Below are 23,309 nucleotides of genomic sequence, written 5' to 3' on the forward strand. Positions count from 1 at the left end.
CCATCGCCATGACCAGAAGAAGAACAGCGACCTTGAAACGGATATTCGCCGTCCTTGCCCTGAGCCTCAGCCTTCCCCTGCACGCCGCCACGCCTGAACAGCTCGCCAACGATCCCTACTGGATCGCCCTCGGCCACTACGAAACCGGCAAGCTCGGCGGTTGGCGCAGCTATGTCGACGACGACGACTTCTTCCTCGCCGAGGATGGTGCCAGCGACCCGGCCGCCGAACTGCAGGCGACCCTCAAGGCCCTGTATCAGCCTGCCGCACTGGGCGACCGCCATCCGCAATGCGTCTACCCCGCACGTACCCGCTGGCTCAAGGCACAACTGCAACTCGATGACCTGCCCAGCCCGGACTGCGCCGAATATCGCAACTGGTTAGCCGACATCAATCCGCACAGCACGGTGCTGGTGTTTCCGGCGGCCTATCTGAACAGCCCGTCGTCGATGTTCGGCCACACCCTGCTGCGCATCGACCAGCCCGATATCGACAGCCACAACACCGCACTGCTGAGTTACGCGCTGAACTTCGGCGCCTTCATCGAAGGTGACGACAACAGTGTTCTCTATACCTGGCGCGGGCTGATGGGCGGCTACCCCGGTCTGTTCGCCCTGGTGCCATATCGCGACAAGCTCAGCGAGTACAACCGCCTGGAAAACCGTGACCTGTGGGAATACCGGCTGAACCTGACGGCGCAAGAAACCGCACGCATGGTCGAGCACGTCTGGGAGCTCAAGCAGATCCGCTTCGATTACTTCTTCTTCGACGAGAACTGCTCCTACCGTCTGCTCGAACTGCTGGAGATCGCCCGTCCCGGCATCGAACTGACCGAGCACTTTCCGCTCACCGCCATCCCCACTGACACCGTGCGCGCCGTCAAGGACGCCGGGCTGGTGGAGCGCATCGACTATCGCCCCTCGCGCGAGCGCGAACTGCTGGCGCGCGCCGAACCTCTGGACGCCGACGAGCAGAACTGGGCGCTGCGCCTGAGCGCGGATCCGGCGCAAGCCAGTGATGCCGAGTTCCTCACGCTGCCCGCAGAACGTCGAGCACTGATCCAGGACGCCGCCTTCCGCCTGGTGCGTTACCACGCCAACGATGAAGAACGCAGCAGCAATGCCCAGCGCAGCTTCCAGCTGCTTGGCGCGATCAATCGCAACCCACCGCCGGCCTTGGAGATGAAGCGCCCGCCGCTGCCTGAGGAAGGCCACGAATCGCGCACCTGGCAACTGGCCGGTGGCAGCCGCGACGACCGCGCCTTCGCCGAGTATGGCCTGCGCATGGCCTACCATGACCTGAACGACAACCTCGCCGGTTTCCCGCTCGGTGCGCAGATCGAGATTTTCCAGCTCAAGCTGCGCCAGTACGAGAACAACCACTGGCAGCTGCAACGCCTGGACCTGGCCAACATCCGCTCGCTGACACCACGCAACGCCTTGCTGCAACCGCTGTCCTGGCAGGTCGGCGGTGGCCTGGAGCGGGTACTCGGTAAGGATGGCGATAGCCGCTTGGTCGGCCATATCAGCGGTGGCGCCGGTGCCACCTGGCAGTTGCACGACGACCTGCTCGGCTTCGCCCTTGGCACGGCTCGCCTGGAATACAACGAGGACTTCGCTGCCGCCATCTCCCCCGCTCTGGGCTTCAACGCCGGCCTGCTATGGCGCAACCCGCTGGGCAACCTGACGCTGGAGGCAGCAGGCGACTACTTCCATAACGGCGAAGTGCGTCGTCGCCTGTCGCTTAACCAGCAATGGGAAATGTCACGCAATCTCGGCCTGCGCCTAAGCGCCCAGCGCGAGTTCAGCCAGATCGCCAGCCCGGTCAACGAGGTGAAGCTGGAGCTGCGCTGGTATCACTACTGACGCACGGCCTGCCAGTCGAGGCCGAAACGCGCCAGATACTTGCGCAACCGGTCGGCATCGTTGGGCTGCGCCTTGCTCAGGCGCGACACCTGATACAGCCGGCGACCGGCATCGGACAAATTATCGGCCTGGCGACAGACCTCGAGCACCGCCCGTAACTGCAGGCGGTCGAAAAGATCCAGCGCGTCAGCCTCCTCGCCCAGCAAGGCCTCCAGCCCATCATCCTGACCCACCTGGCCCCAGGCTCTACGCAGGCGCTCGATCTCCTCGCGCACCTGTTCTTCATCGATACGCCCGCTGTCGGCCAGGGTTGCCATGCGCGTGATCGAGGCCGACAGTTCACGGAAGTTGCCCTGCCAAGCTGCCTCGCTGGAGCTGGCGAAGGCCAGATAGCGCCGCCGCGCCTCCAGGTTGAAGCGCACCATACGCCCCTGTTCGCGGGCGTGGCGCTCCAGCTCGAAGTCGATGTTCGGCTCGATATCCTCGCGGCGCCCGGCTAGGCCGGGCAGGTCGAAAGTCCAGAGATTGATCCGCGCGTACAAGTCTTCGCGAAACAGCCCCTCGGCCACCCGCGTGCGCAAGTCGCGGTGGGTGCCGGCGATCAGCAGGAAATCGCTGCTCACCTCCTTGTCTGAGCCCATGGGAAAGAAGCGTTTTTCCTCGATGGCTTTGAGCAGCATGGCCTGCTCGTCCAGGCCCAGCTCCCCTATCTCGTCAAGAAACAGCATGCCGCCATCCGCAGCGCGCAGCAGGCCGTCGCGGGCATTCTGCGCGCCGGTAAAGGCGCCCTTGATATGGCCGAACAGCGCCGACATGGCGCCATCGCCGCGCAGCGTAGCGCAGTTGACCTCGACGAAGCGGCCATCGACCAAGTGGCGGCTGCGCTTGAGTTCGTACACCCGCCGCGCCAGAAACGACTTACCCGCGCCGGTCGGGCCGATCAGCAGCATGGGCGCCGAGGAGCGCACGGCGACCCGCTCGATCTGCTCGATGGAGCGGTTGAAGGCGGCATTGCGCGTGGCAATGCCCGACTTGAGAAAAGCCAGCCCCTCCAGGCGAGTATTCTGAAAGCGTGAGGCGATACGGTCATAGCGCGACAGATCCAGGTCGATCAGCGTGTAGGTGCCTATGACCGGATCGACCTCGGAGCGCCTGCGTGTGGGTGAAGTTTGTATCAACCGTGCAGGCAGATAGCGCGCCTCGGTCAGCAGGAACCAGCAGATCTGCGCCACATGCGTGCCGGTGGTGATATGCACGAGATAGTCCTCGTGTTCGGTATCGAAGGCATAGGCGCTGGTGAAATCGTGCAGCGCGCCATACACCTCCTCGAAATCCCAGGGGTTGCGCAGTTGCATTTGCTGCAGGCGCACCTCGGTTTCCGGAGAGATCTGCTCGATGTCGGCGCGGATGCGCTCGGCAAGGCCGATATCGCGCGCGTCCGTGCCGTGGATCAGCTCCAGCCGGTCGATCAGAAGATCAGCCTGCTGGCACAGGCCTATACTCGGCCGCCATTTATTCCAGCGATTGGCGCCCTTGCCGACCCGATCCAGGGTGGCGCCGATAAAGCCGATGGCGACAGTACGCTTGCGAATCATGTTCAATCCTCATAGACCCTCAAGCATCTTATCCAAAAAGATAAATTACGATCCATAAAGATATGATGCAGCTGAAGCCGAACACCTCAAGACCCAGCAAAAATCATCCCGAACAAAAATAAAATACTTGTAAATCAATACCTTAAATAAAAATAAGAACTCGAAAGATAAACCTGGCACAGCCGCTGCAATAGTCCTGACAACAACGGACAACACAGCGAGACGCCAAGATGGCCAACTTCAACCTGTTCAACACCCGCCAAGCCCAACTGCCGGCCAGCGACACGCTGAACAAGCAGCAGGCGCCGGCTTATGCCTACAAGCCCAAGCACAAGCTGGCCCAGTTGGCGGTCACCGGTTGCCTGAACCAGACGTTCTACGCCGATGCGCAAACCCAGTTGGCCGAAGTGCTCAAGCTAGTCGGCGAGCTGGACGCCCGCTACGTGGCCAAGGCCGCGCTCTATGCCCGCAAGAAGGGCCACATGAAGGACATGCCGGCCCTGCTGCTGGCAGCCCTGGCCGCACAACGCTCGAGCCTGGTGCCAGCGCTGTTCGAGCAGGTGGTGGATAACGGCAAGATGCTGCGCACCTTCGTGCAGATCCTGCGTAGCGGCGTGACCGGACGCAAGTCGCTCGGTTCGCAGCCCAAGCGTCTGGTGCAGAACTGGCTGAACACCGCCAGCGAACGCCAACTGCTGCAGGCCGCAGTCGGCAACCAGCCGTCGCTGGCCGACGTGGTGAAGATGGTTCACCCCAAGCCGAGCGAAGCCTGGCGTGAAGCCTTCTTCGCCTGGCTGATCGGCAAGCCGGCCGATGCTGCTGCCCTGCCGCCGTTGACCCACGCCCTGCTGGCGTTTCGCAGCGGCGCGAGCAGCGAGTTGCCGGACGTGCCGTTCCAGCTGCTCGGCAACGAGACGCTGAGCGCGGCGCAATGGGCCGAGCAAGCCCGTCGCATGGGCTGGCAGGCGCTACGCATGAACCTCAATACGCTGGTGCGCCATGGCGCATTCGCGATCGAGGGCTGTGCCGAAATGGTGGCGCGGCGTCTGGCCGATGGCGAGGCAATCGGCAAGGCGCGGGTCTACCCGTACCAGTTGCTGGCGGCCTACCGCATGACCGGCGACGGCGTGCCAGCGACGGTGCGCGAGGCGCTGCAGGATGCACTGGAGCTGTCGCTGAGCAATGTACCGGCGCTGAGCGGCCAGGTGGTGGTATGCCCGGACGTGTCCGGCTCTATGGCGAGCCCGGTGACCGGCTACCGCCAGGGCGCGACCACGGCGGTGCGCTGCATCGACGTGGCAGCGCTGGTGGCCGCAGCGATCCTGCGCAAGCAGCCGCAGGCCCAGTTGCTGCCGTTCGAGAACAAGGTGGTGAAGATGACGCTGAACCCGCGTGACAGCGTGATGAGCAACGCTTCGAGGCTGGCGGCGATCTGCGGCGGCGGCACCAGTTGCTCCGCCCCGCTGAAGCAGTTGGCCGATGCCAAGGCGAAAGTGGATACGCTGATTCTGGTTTCCGACAACGAATCCTGGATCGACGCCCGCCGCCATGGCGCCACCGAGACGCTGCGGCAGTGGGAGCGAATCAAGCAGTTCAACCCGCAAGCGCGGCTGATCTGCATCGACCTGCAACCCCATGGCACCACCCAGGCGCCGGATCGTGCGGACATCCTGAATGTCGGCGGCTTCAGCGACGCGGTGTTCGACGTGGTGGCGCAGTTCGCCAGCGGCACCTTCGGCGCCGGCCACTGGGTCGACGCCATCGAGCAGATGGAGATATGAGAACGTGCCCGGCCAATTGGGGCCGGGCACACAGATCAACGATTCGAGCGTATTCGAATGCTGATGTGACTACATCCAAGACGTCTCATCACGAACTTGTCGACTACGAGCGAAGGCACGAATGCCAGTGGCTGTACATGGGTTATGCCGGTTTCGATACCGGCCCGTGGCAACACGGAACAGTCACTTATCTTGTCGTGCCACCTGATTCACGATTTTGCGACGAATGCCGGTGGAACTACATCCTTTTAAGATCGAGGTTGCGGGTTCGAATCCCGTCGGCTCCATCACTGGGGGGCCGTAGCTCAATGGGAGAGCGCGAGTTTCACCACTCTTTGTCGTCGCATCTTTTTCAGGCAGCGAATGCCTTGGGTACTACATTGTGTCGCGGGTTCGAGCCCCGCCAGCCGCAAGGCTGTAGCTCAGTCGGTAGAGCAAATGTGCCCATCACCTCGTCGCTGCACGGAGTTTCGGTGCGAGCCGAAGCACAACGAACACAAGGCCCGTAGGGTGCGCCGTGCGCACCAGTCATCAGGCGTATGCCCTGGTGCGCACAGCGCACCCTACAGATGACGGCCTAGCCAAGGCGCAAGACTATCCATGCGACTAGCGCATGGCCTTTTGATTGACCCGGCGAATGCCGGTGGAACTACAGGACGTGAAGGTTGCGGGTTCGAACCCCGCCCCGGCAACGGGTAGCTCAACTGGATAGAGCGACGCGCATGTTTCACCAACGATTGTCGCCGCACTGCAAACGCGCTGGCCCGGCCAGCCCGAATACGAGTGAATGATGATGCAGAACAAAACCTACAACCTGCTGGAAGTCGCCAACGGCAAGCCGATCAAACTGTGGACGCAAGGCGTGCCGGTGGAGGAAGACGCCAAGCAGCAGCTGATGAATACCGCGAAGATGCCCTTCATCTTCAAGCACCTGGCCGTGATGCCGGACGTGCATTTGGGTAAGGGCTCGACCATCGGCAGCGTGATCCCCACGGTCGGCGCCATAATCCCGGCTGCGGTCGGGGTGGATATCGGTTGCGGCATGATCGCTGCGCGCACCTCGCTGATGGCCCACGACCTGCCGGACAACCTGGCCGGCCTGCGCGCAGCCATCGAAAAAGCCGTGCCGCACGGGCGCAGCAACACGCGCGCCGGTCGCGACCGCGGCGCCTGGGAAAACGTGCCGGAGATGGCCGACCACGCCTGGTCGGCGCTGAGCGAGCGCTTCAAGGCGATCACCGACAAGTACCCGCGACTGGAGAAAACCAACAACCGCAAGCACCTGGGAACCCTGGGTACCGGCAACCACTTCATCGAGGTCTGCCTGGACGAGGCGGGCCGCGTCTGGTTCATGTTGCACAGCGGTTCGCGCGGTGTGGGTAACGCCATCGGCAACCTGTTCATCGAACTCGCCCAGGCCGATATGCGCCAGCACATCGCCAACCTGCCGGACCGCGACCTGGCCTACTTCGAGGAAGGCAGCCGGCACTTCGATGACTATGTGGAGGCCGTGGGCTGGGCGCAGGACTTCGCCAAGCAGAACCGCGCACTGATGATGCATGCAGTGATCGCGGCGGCCCGCGGGGTGATCGCCAAACCGTTCGAGGTCGCCCTGGAGGCGGTGAACTGCCATCACAACTACGTGCAGAAGGAGCGTCACTTCGGTGAAGAAGTGCTGGTAACCCGTAAAGGCGCGGTGTCGGCGAAGAAGGGCGAGCTGGGCATCATCCCCGGCTCCATGGGCGCCAAGAGCTACATCGTGCGCGGCCTGGGTAACGAGGAGGCATTCTGCTCCTGCAGCCACGGCGCCGGGCGCACCATGAGCCGGACCAAAGCGAAGAAGGTCTTCACCATCGAAGACCAGATCCGCGCCACGGCTCATGTGGAATGCCGCAAGGACGCCGATGTGATCGACGAAATCCCGATGGCCTACAAGGACATCGACCAGGTAATGGACGCCCAGCGTGAGCTGGTGGAAGTGGTGCACACCCTACGTCAGGTGGTGTGCGTGAAAGGATAGGAAGGCCGCTACCAGCGGCCTATGCAGGGAACGAAAGAAATGAACGTGATGGAAAGCCACCCGCTCAGCAGCGCCGTGCGCACACGGGTGCAGGAAGAACTCGAACGACTCGAGCGCGAGCGCAACGTCAAGGTGCTCTATGCCTGCGAATCGGGCAGCCGCGCCTGGGGCTTTGCCTCGCCGGACAGCGATTACGACGTGCGCTTCGTCTACGTGGAGAAGCCTGACTGGTTCGTCCAGGTCGATGCCCCGCGTGACGTGATCGAGCGCCCGCTGGATGACGCGCTGGACGTCAGCGGCTGGGAGCTGCGCAAGACCTTGGGCCTGCTGCGCAAGTCCAACCCGACGCTGCTGGAGTGGCTCGACTCGCCGCTGGTATACCGCCAGGAAGATCAGGCAACCGCACGCCTGCGCGAGCTGGCCGAGCATTTCTACAGCCCGCCGGCAGCGCGCAATCATTACCTGTCGATGGCGAAGAAGAACTTTCGCGGCTATCTGCAGGACGAGACGGTGCGCTTCAAGAAATACTTCTACGTGCTGCGCCCGCTGCTCGCCGTGCGCTGGATCGACCAGGGCCGTGGCCGGCCGCCGATGACCTTTGCCGAGCTGCTGCAGACGGTAGACGATCCCGCACTGCTGGCCGAGGTGGACGAACTACTGGCCCTCAAGCGCAGCGCCGATGAGTCCGCCTACGGCCCGCGCCGCCCTGCTTTGCATGCGTTCATCGAAACGCGACTGCAACAGCCGGTGCCGAGCCTGCCGAGTACCCGCGCGGACAGCAGCCTGCTCGACACCTATCTGCGCGAGACGGTGAAACGCTACGCCTGAACCAAGTACCGTTCGCAGCCGATCCGCTATCCACCGTACGGATAGCGTGGCAACGATCACCAAGGATTACAGATGAACAAGGATCTTATCGAACTGGACGGCGCCATTGGCGGCGGCCAGATACTGCGCAGCGCACTGAGCCTGTCGATGCTCACCGGCAAGCCGTTTCGCATTCACAACATCCGCGCCAAACGAAGTCGGCCGGGCTTGCTGCGCCAACATCTCACGGCGGTCGCGGCCGCCGCGCAGATCAGCTCGGCCCGGGTGGAAGGCGCGCAGCTCGGCTCGCAGAGCCTGAGTTTTGCGCCCGGCGCAATCCAGGGCGGCGACTATGACTTCGCCATCGGCACCGCTGGTAGCTGCAGCCTGGTGATGCAGACACTGCTACCCGCCCTGCTGCAAGCCGACCAGCCCAGCCGGGTGCACATCAGCGGTGGTACGCACAACCCGCTGGCGCCGCCCTTCGAGTTTCTCGAGCGGGCCTGGCTGCCGCTGCTCCGGCGCATGGGCGCGCAGGTGGAGATCGAACTGCTGCGCCATGGCTTCGCACCGGCTGGTGGCGGCGCAATCGCCCTGCAGGTCGCACCGTCGGTGCTAAGCCCGCTGCACTTGAAGGCGCCCGGCGCCGTTCACCACCAGCTGGCAACCGCGATGGTCGCGGACGTGCCAGGCCATGTGGCCGAGCGCGAACTGGCGCGTGTCGGCAAGCGGATGAAGTGGCCGGAACAGGCACTGAAAGGTATCTGGCTGGACAAGCAGATCGGTCCGGGCAACGTGTTGCTGCTGGAAATCGCCTGCGAGCAAGTTACCGAGGTATTCAGCAGCGTCGGCCAGAGCAGCGTGCGCGCCGAGCAGGTCGCCGACAGAGCCGTGGATCAAGCGCGGCATTGGCTGCACAGCGGCGCCGCCGTGGCCGAGCACCTGGCCGATCAGTTGCTGCTGCCACTGGCCATGGCCGGAGGCGGCAGCTTCAGCACAACGCACATGAGCGAACACCTGAGCAGCAACATCGAGGTGATCCGGCAGTTTCTGAACGTGGAGATTGTCTGCACCCAGGCCAACGAACGCGCCCTGCGGGTGGAGCTGCGGCGACGCTGAAGGCCGCCGACTGCTCAGGGCTCTCCTATACTGAGTTTCCCCAAGCCCGTTTCAGGAGAGTCATCATGCGTCGCACGCTCATGTTTCTCGCCGCCGCCCTGATCAGCCTGCCGCTATGGGCCATGCACTGCCCGCAGGACATGGCCAAGATCGATGCGTTGCTGCAAAGCGATCCGCCCGCCGATCCCGACTTGCTGGCCAGGGTCAAGGAACTGCGCGCCGAGGGCGAGGCGCTGCACAAGGCAGGGGATCACGCCGAGTCGGTCAAGGTACTTGGCGAAGCGCTGGATCTGCTGTCAGCCAGCGAGTGAATGGCCGCGTGCCAGCTCAGAAACCGCTGTAGAGCAGGCTCAGCGCCACCTGTCTGACCTCCTGCAGATCCACCGGCTTGCTCAGGCATGCGCTGGCGCCGCGCGCCTTGGCATCCTCGAACAGGCGCTCGTCAGCCACCGCACTGATCACCACCACCGGCACATCGCGCAAACGCGGCTCGGCGCGCATGGCATCGAGCACTTCCAGGCCGCTGCCGTCAGGCAGGTCGATGTCCAGCAGCACCAGCGCCGGCTCGCTGCCGTGCAACTCGGCCAACGCCCGTTGGCAGGAGCTCACGCCGCGAACCTCGGCGAATTCTCGCAGCGACGCCTGGAGGATCTTCATGCAGGCCGGGTGATCCTCCACGCACAGCACCTGCACCAGGCTGCGCACCTCCTGCATCGGCACGTCGGCAGATGCATCGCCGGTCCCTTCGGGACTGGCGGCGCTGGGTAAGTCGAGCCAGAAACGACTGCCCACACCAGGCTCGCTGCGTACGCCGATCTCGCCGTCCATCAGCGTGGCCAGCTCGCGACACAGCACCAGCCCGATACCGGTGCCGGGAATGTTCGAACTCTCGCGGCCGAGACGCTGGAATGGCTGGAACAGCTGCGCCAGTTGCTCGCTCGATAGCCCCGGCCCGGTATCGTCGACCCACAAGCGCACGCAATCGGCGCGCACCTCGTAGCCCAGGCGAATCATGCCGCGCGGGCTGTTGTACTTGATCGCGTTGGACAGCAGGTTGAGCAGTATCTGCCTGACCCGCCTTGGGTCGCCCTGCACGAACAACGGTGGATCGGCGGCCTCCATCACCTGCAACTGCAGCTGTTTGTGCTGCACTTCGGGCTGCACCAGCTCGGCGCAGCCACTGAGCAGGGCGCCGATTTCGATCGGCTGCAGCTGCAGCTGCTGGCGCCGGCTTTCGATGCTCGACAGATCGAGAATATCGTCCACCAGCGAGGTGAGGTGGCGGCTGGCGTTGACGATTTCGCGCGAGTAATCGGTCTCCAGTCTGGCGTCGGGCTTGTCCTGAGCCTCCATTTCGATCAACTGGGCGAAGCCATGGATGGCGTTGAGTGGCGTGCGCAGCTCGTGGCTCATGCTCGACAGGAAGCGGCTCTTGGCCTGGCTGGCGGCGAGCGCTTCGAGGCTGGCATGGCGCAGCTCCTCCTGCACTTGCTTGAGCCGGGTGATGTCGACGTGGGTGCCGGCGATGCGCAGCGGCCAGCCGCTGTCGTCACGCGCCAGGACCTTGCCTCGGCTGAGCAGCCAGAGGTACTCGCCGCGGCTATCGAGATAACGATACTCGGCATCGAAATAGTCCTCGCCACTGTCGGCGAACAGCTTGCGCAGGTGGCGCAGACGCTCCAGATCATCAGGGTGCACGCGCTGGTTGAATTCACTCAGCGTGAGGTGGCTGGCGCCCAGACCGAAACGCCGCACGAAGCGCTCGCTGAGATCGATGGTCAGTTCACGGGTGTCGATCTGCCAAAGGCTTTCGGTGGTGCTCTCCAGCACCAGTTGCAGGATGTTCTGCGCCTCCTGGCGCTCATGCTCGCTGGCCTTGAGCTGCCTCCCGGCCTGCTGCACCGCCTCGGCCAAACGGCTGACCTCGGCGATATGGCTGTCCGGCACGGTGGGCGAATACCTGCCCTGCCCCAGGCTGGCCGCCATGTCGACGATGCCATCGATGGGCTCGGCCAACTGGTTGCTCAGGTTGCGCGAGCGCAGCCACATCAGGGCGAAGAACAGCAGGTAGAAGGCCGCCAGGCCGGCGATCAGCAGATAGCCGATCTGCATGTAGCGCTCGGCGAGCTGGTTGGTGTCGTGGAAAATCTGCTCCTCGTCCACCACCAGCAGCAAGCGCCAGCCGGTCTGCGGAATCTCGCTCCAGGCCACCAGTTGCTTGCGCCCGCCAAGCTCCACTTCCTGCACGCTGCCGTTGCCTTCGTTCATTGCCTGCAGCAACGGCGCCATGCCCTCGCGCTTGGCCAGATTGAAGTCCTCGGGCTTGAGCACCTCACGGCGTACGGCTTCATCGTAGGAATACTGGGTCAGCTCGCGCAGGCCGAAATCCAGCTCCCCGGCCTTCGGCAGCGCCATGATGTTGTGGTCATGGCTGACCAGCATCGCGTAGCCCTGCCAGGGCACGTTGAGTTCGGCGATCTCGCCCAGCACCTGGCCGACGGTCACGTCCAGGCCGACCACGCCTTCGAGAAAATCATCGCGATACACCGGCGCGATGGCCGACAGCATCCAGCCCAGGCCAGCCGGATCGAGGTACACCTCGGTCCAGATCACCTTGCGCTGCGGGTTGTGCTGGGCGTCGGCCAGGTAATAGAAGTTGTAGTCGGGTATCACCATGTCGTGGGGATACTGCGCGGGCGTATCGAACCAGGGGTAGATGCGGTTGTAGCTGTCCCAGGTGTTGAAATACAGCGCGGCCACCAGCGGGTTGGCATGCTTGATCGAACGCATCAGCGGGTCGATCTGCGACAGGCGCATGACCTTGGCGTGATCCTGCTGTTCCAGAGGCGTGCTGTTGGCATAGAAGGAGGCCGCGCGCCCATCATCGCTGCGGGTATAGAAGACACCGCTGTCGGTCACCGCGTGGCGCTGATGTTCAAGCTCGTCCGCCTGGAAACGCGTATCGAGCAGCGCCTCGTGCGTCGCATCGCGATAGACCCGCACCAGCGACTCGATGGAGCGCAGGCGTCCGTCGATGATCTGCCCTTCACGCAGCGCGGCACTGGCCAGATCCTTCACGGCCGTCTCCTGCAGGTGCTCGATCTGCGCATCGCGGATCGCCTGGTTGCTCAGCAGGTAGACCGCAATCAATACCGACTCCACCAGGATCAGCGGGATCAGCGCGCTTTGCACGAACGCCCGCCAGATCCACTGACGCAGGGGGTAGCGGCTAGAACTCGGCATTACGGCTCCTTTCCAGAGGTCGCGGGCAGACGCGAAGGGCCATCATAGCTTCCCGCGACGGAATCCGCAGTCGACGCTGAGGAACCTTTGGCGTAGACTTCGCGTCCTAGCTGTAACCACGAAAGTTTTGGGGCCGATTAGGATTCGACGCCGGTAGCGAAACTTGAGGGGCATGCCGAGTAGGTGACAGTTCTCGTAAATCCGCTGCCACAACTTCATAGTTGCCAACGACGACAACTACGCTCTGGCCGCCTAAGGGCGCCAGCTGACCCTAGGGGATGCCTGTAAACCCGAAGATCTGGTCAGTCATATAGAACAGGATCGCCGCCAAGTTCGCTGCAGACGTAACGGCTAAAACTCATGCAGCTCGCTCCAAGCACCCTGCCACTCGGGCGGCGCGGAGTTAACTCAATAGAGATGGCTAAGCATGTAGAACCAATAGCGGAGAGCTGGCGGACGGGGGTTCAAATCCCCCCGGCTCCACCAAATAAACCCCTGATTTTCCTAGAGAAAGTCAGGGGTTTTTCTTTGGGTGTCGAAAAGGTGTCGAAATCAACCTGCGACGGTTAGATTCGCTGCGCGGTAACGCCTGATTACGATCTGGTAAAGAGCGCCACACCAAATGATCGGCTTAATGCCACGCTGACCGCTGAAAGCGCAACGACCTGACACCAGGACGTGGGCACCAGCGAGATCGTCGAGATCTTCAATGCCAAAGGCATCGAGGAACCTGTCGGCTATATCATCGAAAATGACAACACTCACCGACTGGTACTGAGGCGATGAGTTGAGCCAGATTTTCCCATCATCAGTACGACGAGCACTGGTTATAGGCCCCCAGAAGAATTTGGCGGCCCCATCATCCTCGTTTGTGATCTCGCTAAAGGCTTTCGTAACATCCCTGACCTGCCCATGGATAAGTTGACGGCCATCTGGACGGAAGAAGCTGATGGTGGACGCAGAGCGACGGAAGTCTGGGCTTTGCACCAAGCGATGAAGAACTCGCCTGAGAGAAAATTGCTGGTTAGAGAGAAAATCACGGCCGCGAACTTGATGAGTCCTTCCGCCCTGCCCCTCTGGCCCCACAGGAACCGGAGGCCTCTCGACAACATCGATGTCCCCGCCTTGGTCATCGGAAAGACGAACGACAATATCGCCACTGCTCTGAATCTGATCAACGACCTCGGTTCCGTCACCTTGGTCATTATCGACGGGCACATATTCGGCTTTTAACTGGCAGGTGGACTCATGGTGCGCACAAAAATGTGCAGGATGACCATGAGTACTTGCGCGCCGAAACCAAGCAAGGGCATTGCATTCGACACAGGTTAAGCTGTCTCGATACTGAGATAGCTGGGCACTCGGCAGCCTCGAAAAATCCGCAGCCTCCCAAACACGGTTATCGACCCCACACAACGCGTACTGCATACAACTCTCCTTGTAGACATCCGAGTTCAATAATGCACAGCACGCAGTGTGATAGCAATTCAATGGCCAGCAGTTGCTAAGGGTCCAAACCTAACAGCATCCTGCAGATGATCCGGAGCCAGGTGTGCATAGCGCATGGTCATGGTCAGGCTGGAGTGACCCAGGATTTTCTGTAGGGTGAGGATGTTCCCGCCGTTCTGGATGAAGTGACTGGCGAAGGTGTGCCGCAGGGCGTGGGCGGCCTGCCCTTTCGGTAGGCGGATGGTTGTCCTGGCCAGGGCGCGGCGGAACGAGGTGATGGCCGAGTTTGGCTGGCCGTGTTGCTTCCAGTGCCTGACGATCTTGGCTTCCAGCTCTGCAGTGATCGGCACCGAACGAACCTTGCCGTTCTTGGTTCCGCTGAAGGTGATCACGCCATTACGCAGGCCGGTCGGTTTCAGCTTTTCAGCCTCTGACCATCGAGCACCGGTGGCCAAGCAGATCAGGGCGATTATCTCGACGTGCGGGTTGGCGCAGCCGCGCCGGATCTCTTCCAGTAACTCGGTGATCTGTTCGGTGGTCAGCCAGGACAGCTCCCGTTCCTGCACCTTGAGCGGCTTCACCAGGGCGAGCGGGTTGGCGTAGTCGATCACCCCCAAACCACGCAGCTCGTTGTAGACGGCACGCAGATAGCCCAGCTCGTTGTTCAGCGTCTTGGGTGAGGCGCCCTCCCCTAGCCTGATTCGGCGATCCTGGGCGTAGGTTTGCGGGTCGAGCTTGGCGCCCTGGGGATTGCGCAGGCGCTTGGCCAGAGCATCGAGCTTGCTACGGCGGCGTTCACCATCGCGCAGGGAATGCCCGTGCAGATCGAACCAAAGGCCAACCAGCTCGGCGAGGGTGCGACGGTCTTTCGGCCTGGGCGACCAATCCGGATTCTCGACGACCTTGGCCCTGCAGGATGCTTCGAAGCGCTGGGCTTCGCCCTTGGTCTTGAACGTCTTGCGGAAGCGCTTGCCCTTGATGGGCTCCACGTCGACTTTCCATCGGCCATCCGGTAGCTGGTCGATAGCCATCAGACGGCACGCCCCCACCGAACGTAGCGTTCTTCCAGGATGCCTTTGATGTGTTTGTAGAGTGCGTCTTCATCCATGCCTTTGGCGGCATAGTGGTCGCGGATCACCGGCCAGCACTCCCAATCCTTGAGCCGGTGAAATGCCCTTCTAGCGCCCACTCGCTCCCGTGCCAGCAGGCTTACGAAGTTTCCCAGGAACAGTTCCACGTTCTTGCCCGAGAAGCCACGCGCCGTCTTGTGATAGCGCTTGTACTCTGTTTCATCGAGCAGGGAATCGACAGGTAGATCAACGCGCACATCGTCACGGATCAGCGTCCAGATCGGCTCGAAGTATCCAGGGCGGGCGATCAGCTTGAACTGGCTCAGGCCATAGCGCCACAGGCCGTCCAGATGCTGGGAGAAGGCTGCGAAGGTGCGCGTATCGATGGTCTGGCCGCTCTGCAGGTCTACCGAGCCGCTGGCGAACTGCTGGACGATGGAGTGGTGGTAACGCAGCTCCACGCGCCATACATCCTGGGCCGGGTTGTAGTTGTCCGGGTCAGTTTCGTCAAAGCTGTCACGGCGACGCCAGACGCTTTCCCAATAGTCGAGCTTGTCGGTAGCCTTGGCCTGCTCGGTCTTGTTGTAGATGCAGAGCTGCAGGCCGTTGGCCGAGCCAAACATCGAGGTTTCACCGCGGCCATACACGCTGGATTTCGTGGCCCAGTGCAGTTCGTTGATGCCGGACACGTCCCGGTGCGTTCGGGCTCTGCAATGCATCCTGGCGACCAGATCGGCCGGGGGCGTCCAGCCCTGCAGGTCAAGGGCGAGGTGCACCGCGCATTGGTTGACCTCGATGTTCGTCAGCACCTGGGCTGCGTAGTGATCCAGGCGGGCCTGCAGGCGCTCAGGCGACAGGCTGTCGATGGCATGGGGCGACACTTCGATTTTGAGGTGCGGGCCGACGTTCTCCACCTTGGCGTTGAAGTTCTTCACCAGCAGCACAAAGCCCAGGTCGGCGTTCTGCAGCTTGTACTGATAGCCCGAGTCACGGCTTACCCGACCGGCATGCCAGCGATCACCCGCGAAATCGACGATGGCGCCGGGCTTGTCGAACAGGCCCAGGATTTCAGGGCGGAGCAGTCCTTTGTAGAGCTGACGCACCGTATCGACGCCACAGCGCAGCAAGCGGACTTTCGACAGGTCGGTGATACGAGCCGTGTTGCGATCAACGAACAGCCGCCCGGTCGGACTTTCGTAGCCATTGTTGTCCAGCCGGATTTGATCTTTTGCCATGTTTCAAAACTCCAACAATGGCCACTACTGGCCGAAATCATTCGTCTCTATCTGACGTGTTACAGGGACGTCAGCGCGAAGGCGCGTGCTGAGCTCGCGCCTTCGTTCTGAACTGAACCACTACGGCGCTCGCTCATCCGCGCCACGCCGCTGTCGCGCGCACGCGCGCCTCGTGCCTCGGCGTGCGTTCGTGCGCTAGCGGCTTCGCACGCCTTTCTCTCTATCCAATGCTCGGGGTATTCAAATCGGTCTTGGCGGTCGATCAGGCAGGCCTGTTCCTGGGTGTAGGCAGGCACCTGGGGGCGATCAAAGGGTGGAAGGCTGGCGTACCAGAGGAAGGCGCTCAGCAGCGCCAGGAATACGAGGTGCAGGCAGTCAGCGAAGTGCAGCGGGCGCGGCCAGATGAACACCAAGGGCTTTGCCCTTGTCATCCCACTCTTGCCGCCGAGGGCTCGGGAGCGCGGGGCGGTGAAGCTGCCCCACTCTCCCGTGGTCAGGCTATTCATGATGGTGCGGGGTCAAGGGTGCGCTGCGCCCGTGCTTCCGTTCGCCGGAACGGTGAAGCTGTTCCGACGAGCCGGGAGCGCGGCCCTTGACCCGTCTGAATGGGTCAGGGTCATGCGGCCCAGTACGTTGCCGGAACCGTGCCGGTCGCGGTACCGCATCGCCCTGATGGAGCAAATGTCTTCAAAGTAGATTTCGTTGGCGTGGCGTGAGCTGGAAGCGATGCCCATGCCCAGGAAGTAGGCTTCGTCCTGCACACCTTCGACCGGCAGCACCACACCCACGATGTGCATGCACTGCCAGAAGGTTTCCTCATCCCCTTCCCACATCAGCTCCAGCAGAACGGTCTGGCCGATGTAGCTCAGGGCCTTGGCAGCATCCAGGGTGATTCCGCGCTTAGTCATGGTCGTAATCCCCTTCCTTGAATTCCTTCTTGCCGTTGAGCAGATCGGCGCGGAGCTTGCCCACATCCACCATGATGAAGTCGGCGAAACGAGCGCTGGGGATGGTGCCGTTCTCCACCCACTCCACGACCTCTTCAACCGGAATGCCGCTGGACGAGGCGAAGGTGACGATGCTGCTCAGGTCTTCGATGGCGGCACCGAGCACAACCACGTTGCCCTGTTTCGAGTTCGGGTTAGTCATAGCGTCCATTCCTGTTCGAGTAGTTGGCTGGTCAGCAGCGCGACGTTGACGACGACGTGTTTGCCGACCTTGTGGGAGGGGATGTAGCCGTGGCGAATCCAGCCCCAAACGATGTCGTGGCTTTGGCTCATCCGTATCCAGTCGGCGAACTCGCGCCATGGCATTACGGGCGGAGCCGGCTGGACCGGCAGGTCTTTCAGCGTGAGGTTGGTTCCTTCCATCGTGATGGCCTTTGTTGCACTATGTTGGTCTTTGTTGGGCTATGCCAAAAACTATGTATTTAGACTATGTGCAAACACTATCATGCACAAAGTCTAAAGACATAGTGCAAAATCAATTTATTTATTGGATTGAAATGTCTATTACCGATAGAGCTTTGCTATTGATAGGCCTAACAAGCCTCACTGACCTATCAAAGGCGGGGGACACCAATTACCCACGCTGGGTCAGCATCAAGAGAGGAAGAGCAAGGGTTGGCGCGGAAGAAATCGAGATACTGGGCGCGATCTTTCCCCAGTACCGCTGGTGGCTAACCACCGGAGAGGTAATGCCAGAAATTGGGCAGACAAGCCCCGAGTACGACGAAGCCAATCGAAACTTGACCAGTCCGAACGCGGGATAGCGATTACCCAGGAAGTAGCTAGGCGCTGGTATGCCCGAAAAGACAGGGATGTATCGAATTGAAGAAAATTTTAATAGCCACCGCAATTACAGCGTTAGTAATAGCACTCTCAATTGCAACCCTCCTCCTACTCCCCTGCTCACTAGGCGCTAGACCCAATATTGCTGAGATAGTATCTGCTTGGGCCGCATTATTAGCTGTAATTGGAGCCGCACTTGCCTATCAAAATTGGCTATCGAGCAAGCTACAAGATGATGCGTACTCACTAGTTAAAAAATACTTGGAGCATCAGAGTCAAATCGAGTACGAGGTAATACAAGTATTTACAAGGCTAGACGGCCTGTGCCCTGCACCAGGAATGATGGTAGTACGTGCGGAGGAAGCGCTGCCTGAATTAGAGCAAATAGCCAACAAGACAGGCGAAATAGATAGAGCCATCAGGCTATTTCATACAGCAAAGCAAGAATTTGAATTCTGGGGAATAGAACTCACTGACAAGGGCCACGAACTCCATAAAAGGGTAATGGAAGAAACATGGAGCTTTGCGGTAGTAATGCGATCCTCAATAGACACAACAGCAGGTTATTATACAAATAACGCTCCTTTAGAAGACATCACAAGAGTAAACGAAATATTAAGAAAGCGAGCAGTTAGTTTAAACACGACATTTGAAGAGCGAAGAAACACAGGATTCAATAAACTATTCGAGCTAAAACACTAGCCACGACTACTGTCGAAAAAGTGTCGAAAGCACAGCCCATGGATGGCTGACACTGACCAGAACGGTCGAAGCGAGGAGCCTGGCACAGCCAGCTTTGACCAACGAAGGTCATCAACGAACAGTGCTAAAACCGGGTTCAAATCCCCCCGGCCCACCAAATAAGCCCTTGAAAATCTTGGATTTTCAGGGGCTTTTTCTTTTGAGTGTCGATAATATGTCGAAAACGTAAAGGGTGGCTTTACGACATCACATTCATGGATGAGCAATGAATTACAGGCAAGCTAAGCGAAAAGCAGCAAATCAAGCAGTCATCGGCTTCGTTGTTATGGTGTCAGGCATCATCGCTAGCCTCGTTTCCGCCATGAAAATGATCTATTTCAGGCTCGACGATGGAACAGCTCTAAGCGGAATGCTCACAGCTCCGTTAAAAAATTTGATCTCGTTTCTGTACTACCAGCCATGGTTCCCAAAATGGCTGTGGCAGACCTGCCCGACCCCCAACCCATACGCCCTCAACGATCCAGAAAATTTTAAATTCCTCGTTGTTTACGGAGCCATATTCGTGGGCGCGGCAATCTCCGCAAGCGCTAACAAGTCGAGAAGACGCCTAGCGAAGATCAACGAAGAGATCGAAAACGAGATGCTGCGACAGTCTCTCAGAGGTGAAAGCGCGGCAAGAAGCAGAGCGACAATGGAGGAAAACGCTTTAATTCCTCAGCAAAGCATTTTCAGCCAAGTGCATCAGCTGTATTTGGCGCCCATCGTAGTAACAATCATCGGAGCACTTCTGCTCAAATTTGGCTTTGGTATTTGACCGAAGGCCCCAACCTCACCGCATCCTGCAGATGATCCGGCGCCAGGTGCGCATAGCGCATGGTCATGGCCAAGCTGGAGTGACCCAGGATTTTCTGCAGGGTGAGGATGTTCCCGCCGTTCTGAATGAAGTGGCTAGCGAAGGTGTGTCGCAGGGCGTGGGCGGCCTGGCCTTTTGGTAGGCGGATAGTCGTCCTGGCCAGGGCGCCCGGTGGCCAGACAGATCAACGATTATCTAGACGTGCGGGTTATCGCAGCCGCGCCGGATTTCTTCCAGCAGCCCGGCGATCTATTCGGTGGTCAGCCAGGACAGCTCCCGTTCCTGCACCTTGAGCGGCTTTACCAGAGCGCGCGGATTGGCATAAGCGTGCCCGGCAATGCGCCACTCAGGTGCGTTGAGCCAGCGCCTCGTGCAGCCTCTCGGAAGTCATCCGTGACGAACTGGCCGCCGCATACCTTCGAAACCCAGACAAGGCACAGCTGCGAAAGTACCTGCGCGATCAGCTGAAAGAGGATCCCCACACCTTGCCGTGCAGGATTTAGCGCCCATTTGAGCGCGGCACCTTCGGCACGATGCCAACCTGCATACCAAAGGGGTTGAAAACGCTGTTCAGCGTCTGAAGAGTCGGATTGCCCTCATCAAGCTCCAACTGCCGCAAAGCGCGCACTGACAGCTTGCACATCTGCGCGAATCTGGCCTGCTGCAGGCCAGTCACTTCCTTGCGCAGACGCCGAACGGCCGCCCCCATAGTGATCTCACCAGAAGCCAATTGCTGCTGCAGCTCATTCAGAACTCGATTGCGTTCCAGAATGTTCATTTAGATCAGCCCCCAGCGAATCAAGCGCTGCCGGAGGTTTCTCAGCGCGATACGAGGGTGATTCATGGTTGAGGCGGGAAGCCCTTCTGCACTCAGCAAATCAGGTAGCACCTGGAACTCCTGCGCCGCGGCTCTCAATCGCTGGAACAGTTCATCAGGATCCATCCACTCTGCCGCCTCGGCACAGGCGGCTCTCCAGTTGACCTCTCCTGCCAGTTCGATGTGCTTTGGCCATTTCGTCGTGCGCGTGACCCCTTCCTCATCCATGACCATGGGAGCCAGGTCATAGATCGGTGCCAGCCGCACGCCTCGCTCAGTACGAAGAATGGAGGTGTTGCGTCCGTGGTTATCTGAGTTACCAAGAATCTGGTTCAGCAGATCGCGCCGCATGTATTCGAACACCAGATCCTCAACCTGCTGTCCCTGCCCAACGGCCCGCCATAGCTCGACCAGGTTTCGCAGCACCTGGGAGTGCAGCATGAAGCTCCCCGCCTCGGTAACGCCGGATAGCGAGTACATGGATTCCACTGCAGTTCGTCCAACACCTGCAGAGCTGATCTCCCGATCAAAGCGGTGCATCCAGAGACTGGGCTTATTGCCCTCCTCCAACGCCAGCCCGTCAGCCGCAACGGTATCCATCCCCAACTGCTGGATCGCGCGATAAAAACAGTACTCGCTGCGAAGGATGTCCTGATCCGTCTGCGCGGCTCTGTTGCGCGCAAACTTCACAAACCAGTGCTGAGCAGCCTCTTGGTCAGGTAACACTGCATCCGGGTGCAAAGCACCATGGCGATCCTCCGTCAGCAGCAACTTGGGAGCCTCACCACCAGCCCCAGTCGCACCGCCAATAGCGGCACCCTCCTCATAAGCGTATTCAAGGAAGCGAGCGTCCCGACGAATAACCTCATCGCGCGTGAAGCCCAACATAGGGCTGCCCGCAATCGCCTCGACAGATTCCTTGATACGCAGATTGCCAATCGGTGCGGGCGTGCAATGCCCCAAGAGGTAGAGATCCAGGTTGAGGCCCTCAGGTCGCTCGCCGCCCAAGCGCTGCAGTAGAAAACGTCTGGCAGCGCCTGAGGGAAGGATGTCGAAGAGAAACGCTGGAGCCTTATGATCTCGCCAGGAATCCCAGCCGAGAGGGTAAGCTGCGCTGACAGCCACGTTCAGCCGACTGCCGACAGACTCCAAGGAGTCAACCAGATAGCCCTGCTGGTAGCCATAAGCACAAGCACCCTCCAGCCCTTTCTCGGGCTGCTCGAAGCGGAGCTCCATGGCATTGCGCCACTGGCCATTCGCAAAAACCTGGAGAGTGAGATTGTGCATATCGACATCCGGCATAGCGGCATCTTAATGCCGAAAATCTAGACGAGAGCCCTGAAAAAGGCAATTTAATGCCTTATCAAGAGGTAATGACCTGAAAATAGGCACTTACCTCTCTCGATCAGATGAACCCTAGTCATGATTTACTCGACAGCTGCCAGCGTGCCCAGTCGATCACCACAGGCACTCTTCAATGAGATCCTTCTCGAAGGTTCTCTCCAACACAGGCACGACCTCTACGCCCCCGGACAACTCCCGCTCTTGGATCTCGTAGCGCTTCGGCGCTGCCGCGTTACGGATTAGGGTCAGCCGAGTACAAGCGCGCCATGCGAACGGATGAGTTGCGGGGCCTGGAAGTGATGGAACGCCTGCCAATTAACGAATTAAATTCATCAAGCAAATGAATTAATACCGAAAAAAGGAGAAAAAATAATCAATAGACTCGCAGCCATTTTTATCGGAGCTGCGCCCATGTCTGTATATGAATCAGCCTCTCAATCCGTTGCCTCGCAACGAGGCGCAGGCCTTAGCGTCGCCATCCTGGCATTCTCTGCCTTCCTCATCGTCACCACGGAATTTCTGATCGTCGGCCTCCTGCCTGCGTTGGCCCGAGACCTGAACATTTCCGTGTCCATGGCAGGCCAACTGGTGACGCTGTTTGCGTTCACGGTGATGCTTTTCGGGCCGCCGTTGACTGCAATGCTTTCTCACCTTGATCGAAAGAAGCTGTTCGTGGCCATTCTGCTGATCTTCGCCGCCTCGAATGCGCTTGCAGCCATATCGGACAGCTTCTGGCTTCTCGCTGTCGCACGCCTGATACCTGCGCTGGCGCTGCCGGTGTTCTGGGGTACAGCCAGTGAAACCGCGGGGCAACTGGCCGGTCCTGCGAAAGCCGGTCAGGCGATCGCCAACGTCTATCTGGGTATCTCTGCCGCGATGCTGCTCGGCATTCCGCTGGGCACCCTGGTGTCGAATGCGCTTGGCTGGAGGGGCGCATTCTGGTTGCTCGCCGGCTTGTCGATGCTCATGGCGCTGGCCATCCTGGCGTTCATGCCTGGTGTATCCCGCACCGCCAGGGTGGACTTTCTGCAGCAGGCGAAGATTTTCAAGGAGCCCTATTTCCTTTCGAATGTACTGCTTTCCATCGTCGTGTTCAGCGCCATGTTTACCGCCTACACCTACCTTGCCGACATCCTGGAGCGCGTGGCTGGCGTACATCCCGAACATATCGGATGGTGGCTGATGGCATTCGGCGCGGTCGGCCTGATCGGTAACTGGGTTGGCGGCAAGGCGATCGATAAATCGCCGATCAAGGCCAGCGTGCTCTTTCTGATTCTGTTGGCCGTTGGCATGACTGCGATTGTTCCGTTCGCGCATGCTGGTCTGATTTTCTGCGCTGCGCTGGGCCTGTGGGGCATTGCAAATACCGCTCTTTACCCGGTCAGCCAGGTGCGCGTCATGAGTTCGGTATCCCATTCCAAGGCACTGGCGGGCACCACCAACGTATCGGCGGCAAATGCAGGCATCGGTATTGGCGCCATGGTCGGCGGCATGACCATTGCCAAACTGGGGACCGAGTATCTTGGCTATGCGGCTGCGACCATCGCCGTCATGGCTCTGATGCTGGTGCCGCTGGTCCATAAGCTGGCGCCACGGCAGCAGCATTGAGTCTGACGGCG

Annotated in this window: 20 protein-coding genes, 1 tRNA gene, 1 other RNA gene and 1 pseudogene; 11 read left to right on the forward strand and 12 right to left on the reverse strand. The window is 60.4% G+C overall.

What is annotated here, in order from left to right:
- Window positions 1–32 precede the first annotated feature (32 nt).
- Window positions 33–1,865 (forward strand): Lnb N-terminal periplasmic domain-containing protein, encoded by a 1,833-nt coding sequence (locus tag BLS61_RS20410; RefSeq protein ID WP_090433968.1) that lies wholly within the window; start codon window positions 33–35, stop codon window positions 1,863–1,865.
- Here BLS61_RS20410 and rtcR read toward each other — a convergent pair.
- A complete protein-coding gene (gene rtcR, locus BLS61_RS20415) occupies window positions 1,859–3,460 on the reverse strand; it encodes an RNA repair transcriptional activator RtcR (RefSeq protein ID WP_090433970.1) in 1,602 nt (533 codons plus the stop codon). The two genes, BLS61_RS20410 and rtcR, sit on opposite strands and share 7 nt — an antisense overlap.
- A gap of 230 nt (window positions 3,461–3,690) precedes the next feature.
- On the opposite strand from rtcR, the gene BLS61_RS20420 reads away from it, so the two are divergent.
- The 6 genes from BLS61_RS20420 (at window position 3,691) to BLS61_RS20440 (ending at window position 9,498) form a co-directional block, all read left to right on the forward strand.
- A complete protein-coding gene (locus tag BLS61_RS20420; protein WP_090433972.1) occupies window positions 3,691–5,241 on the forward strand; it encodes a vWA domain-containing protein in 1,551 nt (516 codons plus the stop codon).
- Between the two features lie 228 nt (window positions 5,242–5,469).
- Window positions 5,470–5,528, forward strand: a tRNA-OTHER gene (locus BLS61_RS23710).
- 506 nt (window positions 5,529–6,034) lie between these two features.
- Window positions 6,035–7,261: an RtcB family protein gene (locus BLS61_RS20425; protein WP_090434032.1), complete on the forward strand. Its 1,227-nt coding sequence runs from the start codon at window positions 6,035–6,037 to the stop codon at window positions 7,259–7,261.
- A 39-nt stretch (window positions 7,262–7,300) separates the two neighbouring features.
- Window positions 7,301–8,089 (forward strand): nucleotidyltransferase domain-containing protein, encoded by a 789-nt coding sequence (locus BLS61_RS20430; protein WP_090433974.1) that lies wholly within the window; start codon window positions 7,301–7,303, stop codon window positions 8,087–8,089.
- Window positions 8,090–8,161: 72 nt separating this feature from the next.
- Window positions 8,162–9,187 (forward strand): RNA 3'-terminal phosphate cyclase, encoded by a 1,026-nt coding sequence (gene rtcA / locus BLS61_RS20435; protein ID WP_090433976.1) that lies wholly within the window; start codon window positions 8,162–8,164, stop codon window positions 9,185–9,187.
- Window positions 9,188–9,252: 65 nt separating this feature from the next.
- Complete coding sequence (locus tag BLS61_RS20440) at window positions 9,253–9,498, forward strand: hypothetical protein (protein ID WP_090433979.1); 246 nt, start codon at window positions 9,253–9,255, stop codon at window positions 9,496–9,498.
- Window positions 9,499–9,514: 16 nt separating this feature from the next.
- On the opposite strand, the gene BLS61_RS20445 is transcribed toward BLS61_RS20440, so the two are convergent.
- The gene (locus tag BLS61_RS20445; protein ID WP_090433981.1) at window positions 9,515–12,430 is read right to left on the reverse strand and encodes a hybrid sensor histidine kinase/response regulator; all 2,916 of its coding nucleotides are present in this window, start codon (window positions 12,428–12,430) and stop codon (window positions 9,515–9,517) included.
- A gap of 129 nt (window positions 12,431–12,559) precedes the next feature.
- On the opposite strand from BLS61_RS20445, the gene ssrA reads away from it, so the two are divergent.
- Window positions 12,560–12,916, forward strand: a transfer-messenger RNA (tmRNA) gene (gene ssrA / locus BLS61_RS20450).
- A 66-nt stretch (window positions 12,917–12,982) separates the two neighbouring features.
- On the opposite strand, the gene BLS61_RS23565 is transcribed toward ssrA, so the two are convergent.
- The 7 genes from BLS61_RS23565 to BLS61_RS20490 are packed head-to-tail and all read right to left on the reverse strand — an operon-like array spanning window position 12,983 to window position 17,554.
- Complete coding sequence (locus BLS61_RS23565) at window positions 12,983–13,858, reverse strand: hypothetical protein (protein WP_139205578.1); 876 nt, start codon at window positions 13,856–13,858, stop codon at window positions 12,983–12,985.
- 59 nt (window positions 13,859–13,917) lie between these two features.
- Window positions 13,918–14,910 carry a phage integrase gene (locus BLS61_RS20460; RefSeq protein ID WP_090433986.1) on the reverse strand — a complete coding sequence of 331 codons (993 nt, stop codon included), beginning with the start codon at window positions 14,908–14,910 and terminating at the stop codon, window positions 13,918–13,920.
- Window positions 14,910–16,184 carry a hypothetical protein gene (locus BLS61_RS20465; protein ID WP_090433988.1) on the reverse strand — a complete coding sequence of 425 codons (1,275 nt, stop codon included), beginning with the start codon at window positions 16,182–16,184 and terminating at the stop codon, window positions 14,910–14,912. The genes BLS61_RS20460 and BLS61_RS20465 overlap by 1 nt, the downstream gene beginning before the upstream one ends.
- Window positions 16,185–16,243: 59 nt before the next feature.
- Window positions 16,244–16,690: a hypothetical protein gene (locus BLS61_RS23770; RefSeq protein ID WP_208598831.1), complete on the reverse strand. Its 447-nt coding sequence runs from the start codon at window positions 16,688–16,690 to the stop codon at window positions 16,244–16,246.
- Between the two features lie 12 nt (window positions 16,691–16,702).
- The gene (locus BLS61_RS20480) at window positions 16,703–17,092 is read right to left on the reverse strand and encodes a hypothetical protein (protein ID WP_090433992.1); all 390 of its coding nucleotides are present in this window, start codon (window positions 17,090–17,092) and stop codon (window positions 16,703–16,705) included.
- The gene (locus BLS61_RS20485; RefSeq protein ID WP_090433994.1) at window positions 17,085–17,333 is read right to left on the reverse strand and encodes a hypothetical protein; all 249 of its coding nucleotides are present in this window, start codon (window positions 17,331–17,333) and stop codon (window positions 17,085–17,087) included. The genes BLS61_RS20480 and BLS61_RS20485 overlap by 8 nt, the downstream gene beginning before the upstream one ends.
- Window positions 17,330–17,554 (reverse strand): hypothetical protein, encoded by a 225-nt coding sequence (locus BLS61_RS20490; RefSeq protein ID WP_045734302.1) that lies wholly within the window; start codon window positions 17,552–17,554, stop codon window positions 17,330–17,332. The genes BLS61_RS20485 and BLS61_RS20490 overlap by 4 nt, the downstream gene beginning before the upstream one ends.
- 459 nt (window positions 17,555–18,013) lie before the next feature.
- Between BLS61_RS20490 and BLS61_RS23570 the strand changes: the two genes are divergently transcribed.
- Window positions 18,014–18,676 carry a hypothetical protein gene (locus BLS61_RS23570; protein ID WP_139205579.1) on the forward strand — a complete coding sequence of 221 codons (663 nt, stop codon included), beginning with the start codon at window positions 18,014–18,016 and terminating at the stop codon, window positions 18,674–18,676.
- A 265-nt stretch (window positions 18,677–18,941) separates the two neighbouring features.
- Window positions 18,942–19,490: a YniB family protein gene (locus BLS61_RS20500; protein ID WP_090433999.1), complete on the forward strand. Its 549-nt coding sequence runs from the start codon at window positions 18,942–18,944 to the stop codon at window positions 19,488–19,490.
- Here the strand turns inward: BLS61_RS20500 and BLS61_RS24070 are convergent.
- From BLS61_RS24070 to BLS61_RS20515, 3 genes and pseudogenes are all read right to left on the reverse strand, one after another.
- Window positions 19,468–19,686 (reverse strand): annotated as a pseudogene (locus BLS61_RS24070) (tyrosine-type recombinase/integrase); the annotation flags it as partial. The gene BLS61_RS20500 and the pseudogene BLS61_RS24070 sit on opposite strands and share 23 nt — an antisense overlap.
- 342 nt (window positions 19,687–20,028) lie before the next feature.
- Window positions 20,029–20,307 carry a helix-turn-helix domain-containing protein gene (locus BLS61_RS20510; RefSeq protein ID WP_090434001.1) on the reverse strand — a complete coding sequence of 93 codons (279 nt, stop codon included), beginning with the start codon at window positions 20,305–20,307 and terminating at the stop codon, window positions 20,029–20,031.
- A complete protein-coding gene (locus BLS61_RS20515) occupies window positions 20,308–21,633 on the reverse strand; it encodes a type II toxin-antitoxin system HipA family toxin (protein WP_090434034.1) in 1,326 nt (441 codons plus the stop codon). It abuts the gene before it with no gap.
- Window positions 21,634–22,101: 468 nt separating this feature from the next.
- Between BLS61_RS20515 and BLS61_RS20520 the strand changes: the two genes are divergently transcribed.
- A complete protein-coding gene (locus BLS61_RS20520; RefSeq protein ID WP_090434003.1) occupies window positions 22,102–23,298 on the forward strand; it encodes an MFS transporter in 1,197 nt (398 codons plus the stop codon).
- Window positions 23,299–23,309 lie beyond the last annotated feature (11 nt).

It is taken from the genome of Ectopseudomonas guguanensis, assembly GCF_900104265.1.
Lineage (GTDB): Bacteria > Pseudomonadota > Gammaproteobacteria > Pseudomonadales > Pseudomonadaceae > Aquipseudomonas > Aquipseudomonas guguanensis.

What these genes read in the sequence shown, in the direction of transcription:
- BLS61_RS20430 (WP_090433974.1), top strand. Translation starts at nt 7,301, where the DNA reads ATGAACGTGATGGAAAGCCACCCGCTCAGCAGCGCCGTGCGCACACGG.
- rtcA (WP_090433976.1), top strand. Translation starts at nt 8,162, where the DNA reads ATGAACAAGGATCTTATCGAACTGGACGGCGCCATTGGCGGCGGCCAG.
- BLS61_RS20460 (WP_090433986.1), bottom strand. Translation starts at nt 14,910, where the DNA reads ATGGCTATCGACCAGCTACCGGATGGCCGATGGAAAGTCGACGTGGAG.
- BLS61_RS20520 (WP_090434003.1), top strand. Translation starts at nt 22,102, where the DNA reads ATGTCTGTATATGAATCAGCCTCTCAATCCGTTGCCTCGCAACGAGGC.
- BLS61_RS20490 (WP_045734302.1), bottom strand. Translation starts at nt 17,554, where the DNA reads ATGGAAGGAACCAACCTCACGCTGAAAGACCTGCCGGTCCAGCCGGCT.
- BLS61_RS20420 (WP_090433972.1), top strand. Translation starts at nt 3,691, where the DNA reads ATGGCCAACTTCAACCTGTTCAACACCCGCCAAGCCCAACTGCCGGCC.
- BLS61_RS20515 (WP_090434034.1), bottom strand. Translation starts at nt 21,633, where the DNA reads ATGCACAATCTCACTCTCCAGGTTTTTGCGAATGGCCAGTGGCGCAAT.
- BLS61_RS20480 (WP_090433992.1), bottom strand. Translation starts at nt 17,092, where the DNA reads ATGACTAAGCGCGGAATCACCCTGGATGCTGCCAAGGCCCTGAGCTAC.
- BLS61_RS23565 (WP_139205578.1), bottom strand. Translation starts at nt 13,858, where the DNA reads ATGCAGTACGCGTTGTGTGGGGTCGATAACCGTGTTTGGGAGGCTGCG.
- BLS61_RS20510 (WP_090434001.1), bottom strand. Translation starts at nt 20,307, where the DNA reads ATGAACATTCTGGAACGCAATCGAGTTCTGAATGAGCTGCAGCAGCAA.
- BLS61_RS20465 (WP_090433988.1), bottom strand. Translation starts at nt 16,184, where the DNA reads ATGGCAAAAGATCAAATCCGGCTGGACAACAATGGCTACGAAAGTCCG.
- BLS61_RS20500 (WP_090433999.1), top strand. Translation starts at nt 18,942, where the DNA reads ATGAATTACAGGCAAGCTAAGCGAAAAGCAGCAAATCAAGCAGTCATC.
- BLS61_RS20425 (WP_090434032.1), top strand. Translation starts at nt 6,035, where the DNA reads ATGCAGAACAAAACCTACAACCTGCTGGAAGTCGCCAACGGCAAGCCG.
- BLS61_RS20440 (WP_090433979.1), top strand. Translation starts at nt 9,253, where the DNA reads ATGCGTCGCACGCTCATGTTTCTCGCCGCCGCCCTGATCAGCCTGCCG.
- rtcR (WP_090433970.1), bottom strand. Translation starts at nt 3,460, where the DNA reads ATGATTCGCAAGCGTACTGTCGCCATCGGCTTTATCGGCGCCACCCTG.
- BLS61_RS20445 (WP_090433981.1), bottom strand. Translation starts at nt 12,430, where the DNA reads ATGCCGAGTTCTAGCCGCTACCCCCTGCGTCAGTGGATCTGGCGGGCG.
- BLS61_RS23770 (WP_208598831.1), bottom strand. Translation starts at nt 16,690, where the DNA reads ATGAATAGCCTGACCACGGGAGAGTGGGGCAGCTTCACCGCCCCGCGC.
- BLS61_RS20485 (WP_090433994.1), bottom strand. Translation starts at nt 17,333, where the DNA reads ATGACTAACCCGAACTCGAAACAGGGCAACGTGGTTGTGCTCGGTGCC.